We start from the raw sequence: 12,275 nt of genomic DNA on the forward strand, positions 1-12,275 counted from the left end.
GTGACGGCGGGGCAGCCGGGCACGGACGTCGCGGTGCCGCCGTTCCCCGAGCCTCCGGGCGACGGCGGTGCGGGTGCCGGCGACGGCGCGGGCGGGTCGGGACGCGGCGGCGCGTTCGGGCGGTGGTGGCGCGGCGGCAACCGCACGCTGCCGGTGCTGGGGGCGGTCGCGGTCGTGAGCCTGGCCGCGGGCCTGGGGCTCAGCCGTCTCATCATCAACCCGGCCGACGCGGCCGCCCGCACGGCGCCGCCGCCCGCGGGGCCGATCACGGTCCCGGTGGAGAGCCGCGAGCTGAGCAACGACGTCACGATCCGCGGCGACGTGGTGTTCGACGACGCCGCGGACGTGCGCGTCGAGACGTCGGACCTCGGCGAGCGCGCGGTCGTCACCGGGCAGGTGCCGGAGGTCGGCGCGACGTTCGACGCCGGCTCCGTCGCCCTGGAGATCGCGGGCCGACCCGTCATCGTGCTGCCGGGTGGCCTGCCGACGTACCGGACGCTGCGGGTCGGCGTCTCCGGGCCGGACGTGGTGCAGCTCAAGCAGGCGCTCGGCCAGCTGGGCATCGACGCCGGCGACCCCGCCTCGGACGCGTACGACGCGGCGACGGCGCGCGGCGTCGAGGCGCTCTACCAGCGCGCCGGCTACGCGGCCCCGGCACCGTCGGACGAGGAGGCGGAGGCGCTCAGCGCCGCCGAGCAGGGCGTCCGCTCCGCGCAGGCCGAGGTCACCGCCGCGGAGACCGCGCTGGCGACGGCCGGCCGGGGCGGGAGCGCGGCGGGCGACGTCGCGCAGGCCGACGCGGACGTCCGGCAGGCGGAGCGGGCGCGGGACGTGGCGCGCGCGACCCTCGCGGACCGGGAGGCCGCCTGCGGGGCGCCGACGCCCTCGCCGGAGGTCGACTGCAGCTCCGCCGGGCTGCTGCAGGCCCGCAACGCCGTCGCGGACGCGGAGGACGCCGTCGGCGTGGCCGCCGCACGCCGGGCGCAGCTCGACGCCGCGCCCGACACGTCCGGGGAGCAGGCCTCCCTGACGTCGGCGCGGCAGTCGCTGACCGACGCGCAGAAGGCGCTGACCGAGGCGCAGGAGGCCGTGATCACGGTCCTGCCCGCCAGCGAGGTCGTCTACCTGGAGACCCTCCCCCGCCGCGTGGACGCCGTGTCCGTGCAGCGCGGCGGGACGGTCGACGGCACGGTCATGAGCGTGTCCGGCGCCAAGCTGGAGGTCGTCGCGAGCGCCGCGAAGGCGGACGCCGCGCTGCTGGAGGTCGGCGCGACCGGCACGGTGGTGGCGGGCGACCTGGAGGTGCCGGTCACCGTGACCGAGCTGCGCACCGACGACTCCTCCGGCGGGTCGGGCGGGTCCGGCGACGACCAGGGCGGCGGCGACGGCGGGTCGGGCAGCGGGAGCGGCGCGGGCCGCACGACGGTCGTGCTCACCCCCGACGACCTCACCCCGGAGCAGGTCGCCGAGCTGCAGGGCAGCAACGTGCGGGTGACCATCCCGGTGTCGTCCACGGGCGGCGCCGTGCTGGCGGTGCCGCTCGCGGCGCTGACCGCCGGCCCGGGCGGGGAGTCCCGCGTCGAGCTGATGGGCGACGACGACGCGACCGAGCTCGTCGAGGTCGAGACCGGCCTGGCCGCCGGCGGCTACGTCGAGGTCACCGGGGTCGACCGCGACCTCGCCGAGGGCGACCTCGTGGTCATCGGGTCGTCGGGCGAGCAGGACGACCCGACGGCGGACCCGACCGCCGGGTCGGACGGGTGACGGCCCTCGACGTCCGGGCCCCCGGCGCGGACGCGGCGCCGGCGCGGCCGGTGGTCGAGCTGCGGCAGGTGGCCCGCGTGTTCCCGGGCGAGCCGCCGGTGCACGCCCTGCACCCCAGCGACCTGCGGATCGACGCGGGCGACTACGTGTCGATCGTCGGCCCGTCCGGGTCCGGCAAGTCCACCCTGCTCAACCTGCTGGGCCTGCTCGACCGCCCGACGTCCGGCGAGTACCTGCTGGACGGCGTCTCCACCCGCACCGCGTCGGAGGCGCAGCGCTCGGCGCTGCGCGGCGGGCGCATCGGGTTCGTGTTCCAGGCGTTCCACCTGCTGCCGCACCGCACGGTGCTCGACAACGTCCTGCTCGCCACCCTGTACAGCGGGGTCCCGCGGGCCGAGCGGCGGCAGCGGGCGCTGGCGGCGCTCGACCGCGTGCACCTCGGGCACCGGCTCGGGTTCCGGCCGCCGGTGCTGTCCGGCGGCGAGCGCCAGCGCGTCGCCGTGGCCCGGGCCGTCGTGACGTCGCCGCACGTGCTGCTGGCCGACGAGCCGACCGGCAACCTCGACACCCAGAACTCCGCGGGCGTGCTCGACCTGTTCGACGAGCTGCACGCCGACGGGCTCACCCTGGTGGTCATCACGCACGACGCCGCGGTGTCCGCCCGCGCGCAGCGCCGCGTGCGGATCGCCGACGGCCGGCTGAGCGAGATCGCCTGATGGCCCGCCCCCGCCTCCGCCGCCACGCCGCGACGCCCCCGGCCACCCCCGGGGACGGCTCCGCGGCGGGTCCCGCCGCGGGCGCCGGCGGCGCGGCCACCGACCTGCTGCTGCTCGACGCCGACGCCCGCCCGGACGGCGACGAGCCCACCGGCGTCCCGGCGGGCCGCACCCGCCCGCCGCGCTCCGACCGGTTCGGGATCCGCGACCTCGTCACCGAGGCGGCCGCGGGCATCGACGCCCGGCCGGGGCGCCTGTTCCTCACGATCCTCGGCACGGTGCTCGGCATCGCGTCGGTGGTCGTGACGATCGGCCTCGCGCAGACCGCCGCGGGGCAGATCGCCAAGCAGTTCGACGCCGTCGCCGCGACGCAGGCCATGGCCACCGCGAGCACGACCCGCACCGCCGACGGGTCGCAGCGGGCCAACGCGGCGCTGCCCTGGGACAGCGACGCGCGTGCCGAGCGTCTCAACGGCGTGACGGCGGCCGGTCTCGTCGCGTCCGTCGACACCGGGGACGCCACCGTGACCGCGGTCCCCGTCAACGACCCCAGCCAGCCCGAGCCGGTGTCACCGCCGGTGCTCGCCGCCTCCGGCGGGCTGCTGGACGCGATCCGCGGCGAGGTCGTGACCGGCCGGTTCTTCGACGCGGGCCACGACGCCCGCGCCGACCGGGTGGTCGTGCTGGGGTCCCGCGCCGCCCAGCGGCTCGGCGTCTCCCGGGTGGACCGCCAGCCGTCGGTGTTCATCGGGGACCGCTCGTACACGGTGATCGGCATCGTCGACGGCGTGAAGCGCCGCAGCGACCTGCTGGAGGCCGTGGTGCTGCCGCTCGGCACCGCCCGCGCGGACTTCGGGCTCCGGGCGCCGGAGGAGCTGCACCTGCGGATCGCGGTCGGCGCCGGGCCGGTGGTCGGCGAGCAGGTGCCCGTCGCGCTCAACCCGAACGCCCCCGAGGCCGTCAGCATGCAGGTGCCGTCCAGCGGCTCCCGGGTGCGCGAGTCGGTGCAGGCCGACGTCAACACGATCTTCCTGGCGCTCGGCGGGGTCGCGCTGCTGATCGGCGGCCTCGGGATCGCCAACGTGACGCTGCTGTCCGTCATGGAGCGCGTCGGGGAGATCGGGCTGCGCCGGGCGCTCGGCGCGCGGCGGCGGGACATCGGCCTGCAGTTCATGCTCGAGTCGGTCGCGGTCGGCCTGCTGGGCGGGCTCATCGGGGCGGCGCTCGGCGTGGCCGTCGTCGTCGTGGTGTCCGCCGCGCAGTCGTGGACGCCGATCCTCGACACCGCGGTGGTGCTCGCGTCCGCGGCCGGCGGCGGCGTCATCGGACTCGTCGCGGGCATCTACCCCGCGCTGAAGGCCGCGTCCGTCGAGCCCGTGACGGCGCTGCGCGGCGGGGTCTGACCCACCCCGACCGCGCCGCCCACGACGCCGACGCCGGCCGCCGTCACGCCGGGGCGGTCAGCTCCCCGCGCAGGATGCTGTCCCCCGAGTGCGCCGGGTCGCCGTCGTCCGGCTCCGCGGAGACGTCCACCACCGGGTACCGCGAGAGGTCGAGCCCGGCCGGGATCGCGAACCGTCCCTCGTCGCCGTCGAGCAGCCCCAGGCTGACCAGCCCGGTCACGTCGCGGTCGAGCAGCCACACCTCGCGGAACCCGTCGGCCTCGCCCCCCTCGAGCCGCACGACCAGGGTGCGGCGCCCCTCGGCGTCCTCCTCGACGACCGCGTCGCCGCTGGCCGCCCAGCCGGGCAGGGCGTCGAGCACCGTGCTGGCGACGACCTGCTCCTGGTCGCCGCGCTGCAGGCCCGCCACGACGAGCCCGCCCGCGGTCCCGCCGACGACCAGCCCGACGGCGGCCACGGCCAGCAGGGCGCGGCGGGTGCGACGCCGGGGCAGCGGGACGACGGCGGCGCCGGGCGCCGGCTCGGCGTGCGGTCCGACGGTGGCTGCGGGTCCCGCGTCGACGCCACGCCCGGCGCCGGCCACCGCGTCCAGCTCCGGGTCGAGCCCCAGCTCCTCGCGCACCCGCTCCCACACGCCGGCCGGTGCGGGCGCGGGCGCGTCGTCGCGGGCGGAGCGTCCGACGGCGGCGGCCGCCGACAGCGCGGCGAGCTCGCGCGCGCAGTCCGGGCACTCGCCGAGGTGCGCGCGGTCGGCGGCGTCCAGCGGCTCGCCGAGGGCGGCGAGAGCCAGCAGGTCGGGGTCAGTGTGCCGCACCGTCCACCTCCAACCGGTCGCGCAGCCGGAGCAGGCTACGCCTGATGTGGCTCTTCACCGTGCCCAGCGGCAGGTCGAGCCGCCGGGCGATCTGGTCGTGCGTGAGGTCCTGGTAGAACGCCAGCGCGAGGATCGTGCGCTGGGGCTCGCCGAGGCGGTGCAGCTCGTCCGCGACCACGATGCGGTCGGCGACGGCGGCGACGTCGGGTGCGGTGCCGCGGTCGGCTGTCGCGGCCACCGCGCGCAGGTCCCGGACGTCGCGGCTGCGCCGGCCCAGGGCGTCGGCGACGGCGTTGCGGGTGATCCCGGTGAGCCACGCCCGCAGCGGACCGCGCCGCGGGTCGAACCCGCCGCGCCCCCGCCAGGCGGAGACGAAGACGTGCTGCGTGACGTCCTCGGCGTCGGCCGTCGACCCCAGCGCGCGGAGCGCGAGCGTGTGGACGAGGGCCGACCAGCGACGGTACGCCTCGGCCAGGGCACGCTCGTCGCCTGCTACGAAGGCACGGCCGACGTCGTCGTCGTCCCAGTCGGACGGCGGGTGCACCGGCGGCGCCGGGGAGCTGGTCAGGGCGGGCCTCCTCGCCTTCCGCTGGACGGCGTCGTCGGGGGTCGTCACGGACATCATGCGCCGACGGGCGTCGCGACGACCAGCACGTTGTCGGTGTAGGACCGCGCGGCGCGGTCGAACGACCCGCCGCACGTGACGAGGGCGAGCCGGGCCGGGCCCTCGCGGGTGAAGACGTCCGGCCAGCGGGCCTCGGTCTTCGGGAACCGGGTCACCGCGTCCACGGCGTACGCCCGGGTGCTGCCGTCCGCGAGCGTGACCTCCACGCGGTCGCCCGGCCGCACGTCGACGAGCCGCACGAACGGCCCGGTGCCGCCGGACGCCACCGAGTCCACGTGCGCCGCGACGACGGTCGTGCCGGCGGTGTCCCCGGGGTCCGCCCCGAACCGGTACCAGCCGCCCCTCTCGGCGAGCGGCGGGATCTCCATCCGCCCGTCGGCGGCCACCCCGACCGGGTCCACCGGGACGTCGATCCGCTGCGCCGGGACGACGACCCGCACCGGCGCGGTCGGGGACGCGGCCGCCACGGGCGGGGGCGTGGCCGCCACCAGCGGGACGGCACCGGCGGCGGAGGCGCCGGGCCGGTCACCGAGCCGGTCGCCGCCCACCCCGTCCGCCGCCGCAGCGGACGGGGTGGGGGCCGCCTCCGGCGCGGGTGGCGCGTCCGGGCGCGTGGCGGGCGGTGCCGCTCCCCACGCCGCCGCGACCGCCAGCCCGGCCGTGAGCAGCGCCAGGACGACCGCCACGAGCCCGGCCACGCCGCGGGGGCTGCGGCGTGGCCGGGGGTCACCCGGCCGGGGGTCGGGGTGCCCGGCCACGGGCTGCTGGGACACGGGTCTGCTCCGGGGATCGGGCGTGCGCCCCGGCGACCGGGGCGCACGACGGCGGTGGGACGGGCCGGGGCGCGGCGCGGGGACGGTCGCCGCGCCCCGACCCCCTCAGCGGCGGCGCTGCTCGGCCGGCCGGCGGGTGGTCAGCAGCACGGCGCCGAGCGCGGCGACGAGTGCCGCGCCGCCGAGCCACAGGCCGGTCGACGGCCCGTCGGCGGCGAGACCGAGCTCGCCGGACGGCACGCCGCCGGGTGCGGAGTGCAGGCCGTCGATGGTCTGGACGGCGAGCTGCAGGTTGCCGGCCTCGAGCGAGCCCCACGCGTACACGATGGTGCTGACGCCCTCGGCGACGTCGAGGTCGGTCGGGCCGATCACCGGGTCCGTGGTGCCGGTGGCGGCGACGGCGGCCGAGACGGTGCCGGCGGGCACGGTGACGGTCTGCTCGTCGGGGTTGCTGAGGTCGGTGATGACCGGGCTGCCGCCGGCGAGCACGTCCACGGCGGGCGCCGCGGCGGTGTGCCGCACGGTGAGCCGGCCCTCGCCGGCCGAGACGGGCGAGATGTCGTTGGTGAACAGCGTCGCGGTCGGGTCGCCCGCCTCGTCGAGGTGCGCCACGGCGGTGTAGCTGGCACCGGCGTCGAGCGTGAGGTCGACCGGGCCGATGGCGGGCGAGCTGTCGTCGGCCGCGTCGGAGGCGGTGATCGCGACCGTGTGCGCGCCGGCCGGCAGGTCGAGCGGCCCGGCGAGCGTCCCGGGCGTGAAGTCGTCGAGCGTGCGCTCGCCGTCGACCCAGACGTCGACGGTGAGGTCGGGGACCCCGTGCAGGACCGCCAGGGAGGCGGTGCCCGTGGTGGCCGCCGAGGCGGGCAGGGCGGCCGCGGCGACGGCCACGGCGGTGACGGCGATGCCGGCTGCTCCGGCGGCGAACGGACGGTGACGCATGGTGGTGCTCCTCGGTCCGTGCCCCCGTCGTCGGGGGCTGCGTGTGCTGACACCTCCTCTACGGCGCGGACCGGCCCGCCGGATGCACCCGGGCGCGACGGCTTCCCGCCGCGGGTGCCCGGCGTCCCGGTCCTGCCGCCGCGGTCAGCGGCCGCGCACCGCCTGCGCAGCCTCCGCCGCCCCCGCAGCCTCCGCCGCCTCCGCCGCCTCCGCCGCCCCGGCAGCCTCCGCAGCCAGAGCGGACCGGCGCCACTGCGACGGCGTCTGGCCGCGCACGGCCCGGAACGTCCGCGTGAAGTGCGAGTGGTCCGCGAACCCGAGCCGGTGCGCCACCGTCGCGATCCCCACCCGCGCGGCCCCGGGCCGTGCGAGCAGGTCGGCGGCGGCGTCGACGCGCTCCCGGCGGATCCAGTCGCCCAGCGACACGCCGGAGTCCCGGGCCAGCGCGTAGACGTAGCGCTCGGAGATCCCCATCGCCGCGGCGATCATCGGGGCGCCGAGGCCCGGGTCCGCGAGGTGCAGGCGCGCGTACTCGAAGAGCCGGGTCCGCAGCGACTCGGCCTGGGCGTCCCGGGCGAGGTCCACCCGGCCCGCGTGGCTCGCGAGCAGCAGCCGCACCAGGTCGACCGTCGGGCGCTCGAGGGCCGCGCGGCTGTCCGGCGTGAGCGCCGCGGCGGTGCGGGCGACCCGCGCCAGGTGGCCGACGACGACCTCGGCGACCGCGGGCTCCGCCTCGATCGGGGTCGCAGTCAGCGCGCGCACCAGGCCCTCGGGGAGCTGCAGCGCCGCGAGCGGCAGCTGGAACGAGACCCGCAGGGTCCGGTGCGGGAACGTCGCCCAGTAGGGCGCGGACGTCCGGTGGAGCACCAGCGCGCCGGGCCGCAGCCGCGCGGTCCGCCCGTCCTGGTGGTCGCAGGTGCGGCCGGCGGCCAGCAGGGTCAGGACGGCCCGGGGCTCGGTGCCGTCCCGGGCGAGCCGCTCCGAGCGGACCACGGTGGCGCCGGTGCCGAGGCTGGTGAGCACGTGCACCCGGCCGAGGTCCGCGACCCGCGACCGCGCCCGCAGCTCCACCCCCGGGTACGGGCGCAGCTCCAGCGGCACGGGCGCGCGCAGCATGTGCTCGCGCAGCAGCTCGACCCGGTCGGTGACCGGCAGGTCCTCGATGGCGATCAGGGCGGACACGCAGACCCCCTTCTGCGGATGAGCCGACCCTAGGCGTGCGCGATCGGGCCAGTACAGTGCCGGGCCGTCCAAGACCGTCCGCCACGGCGACCGGATCCTGGGTCTGCGGGAGGCCCGCCGAGGACCACAGGAGGAGCCATGGGCACCATCACCACGACCGACGGCGTCGAGATCTTCTACAAGGACTGGGGGTCCGGTCAGCCGATCGTCTTCAGCCACGGCTGGCCGCTGTCCGCCGACGACTGGGACGCGCAGCTGCTGTTCTTCCTCCAGCACGGGTACCGGGTGGTCGCGCACGACCGGCGCGGCCACGGCCGGTCGTCGCAGGTCGCCGACGGGCACGACATGGACCACTACGCGGACGACCTCGCGGCGCTCACCGCGCACCTGGACCTGCACGACGCGATCCACGTCGGGCACTCCACGGGCGGCGGGGAGGTCGTGCACTACATCGCCCGGCACGGCCAGGACCGGGTGGCGCGCGCGGTGCTGATCAGCGCGGTGCCGCCGATCATGGTGCGGACGGAGGCGAACCCCGGCGGCCTGCCGAAGGAGTTCTTCGACGGCCTGCAGGTGCAGGTCGCGGAGCACCGCTCGGAGTTCTACCGCGCGCTGGCGTCGGAGCAGTTCTACGGGTTCAACCGCCCGGGCGCGGAGCCGTCGGAGGCCATCATCGAGAACTGGTGGCGCCAGGGGATGATGGGCGGCGCGAAGGCCCACTACGACGGCATCGTCGCGTTCTCCCAGACCGACTTCACCGAGGACCTGAAGCAGATCACGGTGCCGGTCCTGGTCATGCACGGCGACGACGACCAGGTGGTGCCGTACGCCGACTCCGGGCCGCTGAGCGCGGAGCTGCTGCCGAACGGCACGCTCAAGACGTACGCGGGCTTCCCGCACGGCATGCCGACCACGCAGGCCGCGGTCATCAACGCCGACATCCTGGAGTGGCTGACGAGCTGACGTGCGCGCCGGGGGTCGCCACGACGGGCGCCGGTGACCCCCGGCCGCCACATCCCTCGTCGATCAGGTGCCCAGCGCGCTCGGGGAGCGGGACGCGTCGCGCTCGGGGAGCGGGACGCGTCCACGCACCGGGACCCGGCAGCTCCCCGGCCCTGGGACGACAGCAGCCCGGCCCTCGCGGGTCCGGGCTGGTCGTCGGCGCCCCGAGGGCGCCACACGGCGGAGACGGTGGGATTTGAACCCACGGAAGGGTTGCCCCTTCACGACCTTAGCAGGGTCGCGCACTAGACCTGACTATGCGACGTCTCCAGGTCGGACCAGGGTACCGGGCGCCGGCGGCAGGCGGCAAAGCGCCCGTCAGTGCTCGAACGCCCACTCCCGGTCCGTGAGCATGCGGGCCACCGCGAGGCCCACCGCGAGCGCCACCACGACCAGCCCGGCCTGCACGCCGTACGCGAGCGCCTCGGTGGTGTCGCCGTTCGACAGGTAGAACACCGCCCGGTACGCGGAGACGCCCGGGACCATGATGACGACCGCGGGCACGGAGACCGTGATGCGCGGGACGCCGAGCCGCGGGGCGATCGCCGCGGCGAGCAGCCCGACCAGCAGCGCGGCGCCCGCGGCGGCGGCCTGCGCGGCCACGCCGGTGTCCGCGAGGTACAGCCGGCCCGTGTTCGCGACCATGCCGACAGCGGCCGCGCCGAGCGCCATCCGCCACGGGCTGTTGAACATGAGCGCGAACCCGAGCACTCCGACGAAGCTCGCGACCGTCCGCAGGGCGAGCTGCACCTCCGGTGCGAGCGCCGGCCCGGCCTCCGGGTCGGGCGACAGGCCCACCGCGATCGACACGCCCCAGACCGCGAGCGCGGCGGACGTGAGGATCATCAGCGCGTACGTGAGCCGGGCGACGCCGGCGGAGAAGTCGAGCTTCGCCAGGTCCAGGCCGCCGGTCACCAGTGGGAACCCGGGCACGAGGAACAGGACCGCGGAGACGTAGCCGGCCGCGTGGCGGACCTCCGTCGCCCCCAGGCCGTGCAGCACGGAGACCAGCCCCAGGTACGCCAGGCACGCGACCGCCGCCGCCAGCATCGTCACGCCGAACTGGTTGAACCCGCGGTGCAGCAGCAGCCGTCGCGTGAGCTGCCCGAGCCACGCGGCGACGAACGCCCCGCCCATCTCGACCGGGCCGCCGTGGTTGAGGAACGCGAACGCGGCGCACGCGACCGCCGCCCAGAGCGCGTTGACGACGTCCGGGTACAGGGGCGGCTTGCGCTCGATGCGGTCGAGCTCGGCGCTGACCTGCTCGACGGTCGCGCGGCGGGGCGAGGCGGCGAGCGTCCCGGCGAGGCGCTCGAGCTCGGCGAGCCGGTCGGCGTTGATCCCGACGGACCGCACCTCGGCGACCTCCGTGCGGAAGCTCGCGCCCCGGTGCGAGGTCGTCGTGATCTCGGTGAGCGTCACGTGCGCCTCGTGCCGGTCGACCCCGATGGCACGGGCGACGCGGGCCATCGACGACTTCACGCGGTACGAGCCGGTGCCGGCGGACAGGCTCAGCCGGCCGACGCGCAGGGCGACGCCGGACTGGCGGATGAGCTCGAGCTCGTCGTCGGTGGGCTGGGTCGGCACGCGCACCATGATGACGGGCCGCGACCCGCGATGCCGGGACGTCCGTCGCACCGGTCGTCCGTCCGTGCGAGCCCGCCCCGGGATACTGGACCGGTGCCCGCCCCCGACCGCTGCCCCTGCCTGAGCGGCGAGACCTATGACGCCTGCTGCGGCCCGCTGCACCGGGGGGACGCCACCGCGCCGACCGCCGAGCAGCTCATGCGCTCCCGCTACAGCGCGTTCGCCGTCGGCGACGTCGCGTACCTGCGTGCCACCTGGCACCCGCGCACCCGCCCGCGCGACCTCGAGCTCGACCCGGACGTGCGGTGGTACCGGCTGGACGTCCTCGCGACCACCGCCGGCGGGCCGTTCGACACCGCGGGCACGGTCGAGTTCCGGGCGCACCACCGCGGACCGGACGGCCGCGGCAGCCTGCACGAGGTCAGCCGGTTCGTCCGGGAGGACGGGGCGTGGTCCTACCTCGACGGCGACGTCGCGGACGACTGACCCGCCGGCCTGCAACGTTCCGCGGACATCCGGGCGGCACCACCAGCGACGAGGTGGACGAGGCTGACTGGCACCTGACCGCGCTCGGCTGCGAGGGTCGTCCGGAGCACGACGAAGCCCCGGCCGTGTGATCGACCACCGAGGTGGTTACAGGGACGGTTCCGGGGCGTTGGGACCAGTCTACGGGTAGGGCACGATGCAGTCCACGTTCCACGCGAGGCACCTCGGTGCCGCACGCATCGCCGGCTACCTGCTCGAGTGCGGCGACGACCTCGACCGCGCGAACGGCCTGTACGTGTGGAACGCGAAGGTGGCCGGGGCGCTCGGGACCGACCTCGGACACCTCGAGGTGGCGGTCCGGAACGCCCTGGACGAGCGGATGACGGCGCGCCACGCGCGGCTCGAGCGTTCCGGCGACTGGATCGACGACCCGACCGGCGAGCTGGGGCGCGACCGGCTGGGCGTCGGCAGGCACGCCCAGCCGTACCGGGACCTCGCGTCCGCGAAGGGGCGCGTGAGGAGCAACCGCAAGTCCCTGTCGCACGGGCAGGTGATCTCCGAGACGACGTTCGGCCTCTGGCACCAGCTCGTGTCGCGGAGGTGGAGCACCCGCCTCTGGCCGGACCTCGCGGCGGCGTTCCCGCACGCGCCGAACCGCACCCGTGAGACGGTCGCCGACCCCGTCGAGGCGCTTCGTGACCTCCGGAACCGGATGAGCCACCACCACCGCATCTGGCCGCGCGCCCTCGAGCAGGACCGGGCCGCGATCCTCACCGTCGCCGGGTACGTCGACCCCGACCTCGCGTCGTGGATCGAGGGGCAGTCCGACGTCGCCGCACTGCTGGCGAGGCGTCCGGCGTGACGACCGCACGTCGCCTCACCACCGCTCGGCGGAGGGCAAGGGATTCGAACCCTTGAGTACGGGGTCACCGCACTAACGGTTTTCAAGACCGTCGCTTTCGGCCGCTCAGCCAGCCCTCCCGG

12 protein-coding genes and 2 tRNA genes are annotated in these 12,275 nt (G+C 76.8%); 6 read left to right on the forward strand and 8 right to left on the reverse strand.

What is annotated here, in order from left to right; all coding sequences use genetic code 11:
• The 3 genes from AAHH18_RS00490 to AAHH18_RS00500 are packed head-to-tail and all read left to right on the forward strand — an operon-like array spanning window position 1 to window position 3,883.
• Window positions 1-1,764, forward strand: a complete 1,764-nt coding sequence (locus tag AAHH18_RS00490; protein ID WP_343300170.1) for a hypothetical protein — start codon at window positions 1-3, stop codon at window positions 1,762-1,764.
• A complete protein-coding gene (locus AAHH18_RS00495; protein ID WP_343300171.1) occupies window positions 1,761-2,480 on the forward strand; it encodes an ABC transporter ATP-binding protein in 720 nt (239 codons plus the stop codon). The genes AAHH18_RS00490 and AAHH18_RS00495 overlap by 4 nt, the downstream gene beginning before the upstream one ends.
• Window positions 2,480-3,883, forward strand: coding sequence for an ABC transporter permease (locus tag AAHH18_RS00500; protein WP_343300172.1), 1,404 nt, complete (start codon window positions 2,480-2,482; stop codon window positions 3,881-3,883). The genes AAHH18_RS00495 and AAHH18_RS00500 overlap by 1 nt, the downstream gene beginning before the upstream one ends.
• Window positions 3,884-3,926: 43 nt before the next feature.
• On the opposite strand, the gene AAHH18_RS00505 is transcribed toward AAHH18_RS00500, so the two are convergent.
• From AAHH18_RS00505 to AAHH18_RS00525, 5 genes are all read right to left on the reverse strand, one after another.
• Window positions 3,927-4,697: an anti-sigma factor gene (locus AAHH18_RS00505; RefSeq protein ID WP_343300173.1), complete on the reverse strand. Its 771-nt coding sequence runs from the start codon at window positions 4,695-4,697 to the stop codon at window positions 3,927-3,929.
• Window positions 4,684-5,322: a sigma-70 family RNA polymerase sigma factor gene (locus AAHH18_RS00510; RefSeq protein ID WP_459349047.1), complete on the reverse strand. Its 639-nt coding sequence runs from the start codon at window positions 5,320-5,322 to the stop codon at window positions 4,684-4,686. The genes AAHH18_RS00505 and AAHH18_RS00510 overlap by 14 nt, the downstream gene beginning before the upstream one ends.
• Window positions 5,319-6,095 (reverse strand): class F sortase, encoded by a 777-nt coding sequence (locus tag AAHH18_RS00515; RefSeq protein ID WP_343300174.1) that lies wholly within the window; start codon window positions 6,093-6,095, stop codon window positions 5,319-5,321. The genes AAHH18_RS00510 and AAHH18_RS00515 overlap by 4 nt, the downstream gene beginning before the upstream one ends.
• A 105-nt stretch (window positions 6,096-6,200) precedes the next feature.
• Complete coding sequence (locus AAHH18_RS00520) at window positions 6,201-7,034, reverse strand: DUF4397 domain-containing protein (RefSeq protein ID WP_343300175.1); 834 nt, start codon at window positions 7,032-7,034, stop codon at window positions 6,201-6,203.
• A gap of 144 nt (window positions 7,035-7,178) precedes the next feature.
• Entirely contained in the window at window positions 7,179-8,216 is a 1,038-nt protein-coding gene (locus AAHH18_RS00525; RefSeq protein ID WP_343300176.1) for a helix-turn-helix domain-containing protein, read from the reverse strand.
• 138 nt (window positions 8,217-8,354) lie between these two features.
• Here AAHH18_RS00525 and AAHH18_RS00530 point away from each other — a divergent pair, with 138 nt between their 5' ends.
• Complete coding sequence (locus AAHH18_RS00530; protein WP_283319004.1) at window positions 8,355-9,179, forward strand: alpha/beta fold hydrolase; 825 nt, start codon at window positions 8,355-8,357, stop codon at window positions 9,177-9,179.
• A gap of 220 nt (window positions 9,180-9,399) precedes the next feature.
• On the opposite strand, the gene AAHH18_RS00535 is transcribed toward AAHH18_RS00530, so the two are convergent.
• A tRNA-Ser gene (locus AAHH18_RS00535) sits at window positions 9,400-9,488 on the reverse strand.
• Between the two features lie 48 nt (window positions 9,489-9,536).
• On the reverse strand, window positions 9,537-10,805 hold the full coding sequence (locus AAHH18_RS00540) for a threonine/serine exporter family protein (protein WP_283319003.1): 1,269 nt from the start codon (window positions 10,803-10,805) through the stop codon (window positions 9,537-9,539).
• A gap of 93 nt (window positions 10,806-10,898) precedes the next feature.
• Here AAHH18_RS00540 and AAHH18_RS00545 point away from each other — a divergent pair, with 93 nt between their 5' ends.
• Window positions 10,899-11,291, forward strand: a complete 393-nt coding sequence (locus AAHH18_RS00545) for a YchJ family protein (RefSeq protein ID WP_343300177.1) — start codon at window positions 10,899-10,901, stop codon at window positions 11,289-11,291.
• A gap of 196 nt (window positions 11,292-11,487) precedes the next feature.
• Window positions 11,488-12,153: a hypothetical protein gene (locus tag AAHH18_RS00550; protein ID WP_343300178.1), complete on the forward strand. Its 666-nt coding sequence runs from the start codon at window positions 11,488-11,490 to the stop codon at window positions 12,151-12,153.
• Between the two features lie 29 nt (window positions 12,154-12,182).
• Here the strand turns inward: AAHH18_RS00550 and AAHH18_RS00555 are convergent.
• Window positions 12,183-12,272: transfer RNA gene (locus AAHH18_RS00555), tRNA-Ser, on the reverse strand.
• Window positions 12,273-12,275 lie beyond the last annotated feature (3 nt).

Origin of the sequence: Cellulomonas olei (genome assembly GCF_039548315.1) — a bacterium.
Lineage (GTDB): Bacteria > Actinomycetota > Actinomycetes > Actinomycetales > Cellulomonadaceae > Cellulomonas.